Source organism: Bradyrhizobium sp., assembly GCF_019242285.1.
Lineage (GTDB): Bacteria > Pseudomonadota > Alphaproteobacteria > Rhizobiales > Xanthobacteraceae > Bradyrhizobium.
The window spans coordinates 1-2,542 of record NZ_JAFAVV010000385.1; the positions used below are offsets into that span (position 1 = coordinate 1).

Annotated in this window: 4 protein-coding genes; 1 reads left to right on the plus strand and 3 read right to left on the minus strand. The window is 67.3% G+C overall.

What is annotated here, in order from left to right; genetic code table 11:
• The 3 genes from JOY90_RS14905 to JOY90_RS14915 form a co-directional block, all read right to left on the minus strand.
• Positions 1 to 798: NADPH:quinone reductase (locus JOY90_RS14905; RefSeq protein WP_291691883.1), on the minus strand; the 798-nt coding region annotated here is incomplete at its 3' end.
• A gap of 3 nt (positions 799 to 801) precedes the next feature.
• Positions 802 to 1,584 carry an SDR family oxidoreductase gene (locus tag JOY90_RS14910; protein WP_291691884.1) on the minus strand — a complete coding sequence of 261 codons (783 nt, stop codon included), beginning with the start codon at positions 1,582 to 1,584 and terminating at the stop codon, positions 802 to 804.
• A gap of 100 nt (positions 1,585 to 1,684) precedes the next feature.
• On the minus strand, positions 1,685 to 2,191 hold the full coding sequence (locus tag JOY90_RS14915; RefSeq protein WP_291691885.1) for a CvpA family protein: 507 nt from the start codon (positions 2,189 to 2,191) through the stop codon (positions 1,685 to 1,687).
• Positions 2,192 to 2,271: 80 nt separating this feature from the next.
• Here JOY90_RS14915 and JOY90_RS14920 point away from each other — a divergent pair.
• Positions 2,272 to 2,542: SDR family NAD(P)-dependent oxidoreductase (locus tag JOY90_RS14920; RefSeq protein ID WP_291691886.1), on the plus strand; the 271-nt coding region annotated here is incomplete at its 3' end.

A 2,542-nucleotide genomic window follows, 5' to 3' on the forward strand; every position in this document is an offset into this window, starting at 1 on the left:
CCGCAGATTGACGCATCTCTCCATCAGTTCGCGCATCGGCACCACCGGCGTGCGGTTGCCCTGGGTGGCATAGACGGCAATGGTCGAGTTCATTGCCATCAGCCTGGGCGTGGTCGCGATATTGCCGCCGAAATCGACCTCGACCACATGATCGACGCCGCGCTTGCCGGTGAAGGATAGCGCCTGAGCGACGACATCTTCCGTCCTGTAGTTCACGACGAGATCGGCGCCGGCAAGCCGCGCCTGCTCGCCCTTCGCCGCCGAGCTCACGGTCGCGATCACTTTCGCGCCGCCCCATTTCGCGAGCTGCACCGCATAATGCCCGACCGCGCCGGCGCCGCCGGTCACCAGCACCGTCTTGCCCGCGATCGGCCCGTCCGCGAACAGCGAGCACCATGCGGTCATGGCGGGAATGCCGAGGGTGGCGCCTTGCGCGAACGACAGCGTGTCCGGCAGCGGCGTCACCAGTTGCTCGGCAAGCGCGATATATTCTGCCGCGGTGCCAAGGGCGCGGCCGTTGCGTTGGCCGTTGAACAGCCAGACCCGCTGGCCCAGTTTCAGCCGCGTCACGCCTTCGCCGACCTGGTCGATGATGCCGGCGCCGTCGCTGTTCGGGATCACGAGGGGAAACTCGAGCCCGCGATAATTGCCGGCGCGGCGGCCGACATCGGCCGGATTGGCGCCCGACGCCTCCAGGCGGATGCGCACCTCGCCGGGACCCGCGACCGGCGTCGGCTGCTCGCCATAGAGGAGCACCTCCGCCGCCGGCCCGCAGCGTTCGTACCAGACCGCGCGCATCGGTCAGAGCGTGCCCGGGAAGGCGCCGCCGTCGAGCAGGATGTTCTGCCCGGTGACGTAGCCGGCCTTCGCACCGCACAGGAACGCGCAGAACAGACCGAACTCTTCCGGAGTGCCGAAGCGCCCCGCCGGGTTGAGCTTGGCGCGTTCGGCCTGCACCTGCTCCGGCGTGAGGCCGCGCTTCTCGGCTTCCGCCTTGGCGGTATTGCGCAGGCGGTCGGTGTCGAACGGGCCCGGCAACAGGCCGTTGATGGTGACGTTGTTGATCACGGTCTTGCGCGACAATCCGGCAATGAAGCCGGTCAGGCCGGCGCGGGCGCCGTTGGAGAGCCCGAGGATCTCGATCGGCGCCTTCACCGCGGCCGAGGTGATGTTGACGATGCGGCCGAACTTGCGCGCCATCATGCCGTCGACCGTTGCCTTGATCAGCTCGATCGGGGTCAGCATGTTGGCGTCGATCGCCTTGATCCAGTCGTCACGGGTCCAGTTGCGGAAATCGCCGGGCGGCGGGCCGCCGGCATTGTTGACGAGGATGTCCGGTTCGGGGCAGGCCTTCAGCACGGCCTCGCGGCCCGCCGGCGTCGTGATGTCGCCGGCGATATCGGTCACGGTGACGCCGGGATGGGCCTTGCGGATGTCGTCGGCGGTCTGCTTCAACGCCTCGGCGCCGCGCGCGGTAATCGTGACATGCACGCCCTCGTTGGCGAGCGCCATCGCACAGGCGCGGCCCAGTCCCTTGCTCGATGCGCAGACGATAGCGCGGCGGCCCTTGATCCCGAGATCCACGTGTTTCACTCCCGTTTGGCTTGAAGCGACTGCTTGAGGCAGGGACTTTAGCCAAACCCGGGGGTCCTGGTAAGGGACCGCGATGCGCTAAAATGCAAGGCTAGATGCGCTGTTGAATACGGTCGATCGCGGCGGCGGCCTCCGGCGGCAGCGAGCGAAAGCCCTTTTTCGCGATGCTGGAGAAGATCGGCCTGAACTGCGATCCCTGCAGGAACGACGGCTGGTGGCCTGCGGGTATCATGCGGTCGAACACCAGGACCACCGAGGTCGCGATCAGCCCGGCGCGCAACGCCCCCAGCGCCGCGCCGCCGAGCCGGTCGAGGAGGGAGGGATCGTCTCCGACGGCGTTGTCCACCATCATGCGCGCGAGCTTGCCGAGCGCCATGCCGATGAGCAGAAACGCGCCGAAGAAGAAACCCGCATTGTGGCCGAGCGGGGACGCATATTGCTCGTCCAGCGGCGGAACGTAGGACATCACCCACACCGCGATCGGCATCGCGAACAGGTAGGCCACGATGGTCAGCGCGCTGCGCAACAGGCCGGTCGAAAAACCGGTGACCACGGCGAAGACCAGGACGAGCATGATGACGAGATCGAAGGTGTTCATGGGGGCACGACCTCAGGCTACGGGGTTCCCGACCGCTAAAATCGTCTGTATCAATGGGCCTGCTCCCGCGGGATATCGCCATGTCAGACCTATTCGATGTCAGTAAAGAAATCATCCTCATCACCGGTGCATCCCAGGGCTTGGGCCGCCAGTTCGCGCGCGTCCTCTCGGCGCGTGGCGCGGCCGTCGTGCTCGCCGCGCGCCAGACCGGCAAGCTGGAGGCGCTGGCGGGAGAGATCGCCGCCAGGGGCGGCCGCGCGGCGGCGGTCGCCATGGACGTCACCGACACCGCCTCGATCGCGCAGGCGATCGACACCGCCGAAGCAGCGCTCGGCCCTCTCACCGTGCTGA

Coding starts and splice junctions, on each gene's coding strand:
- JOY90_RS14915 (WP_291691885.1), bottom strand. CDS start 2,191: ATGAACACCTTCGATCTCGTCATCATGCTCGTCCTGGTCTTCGCCGTG.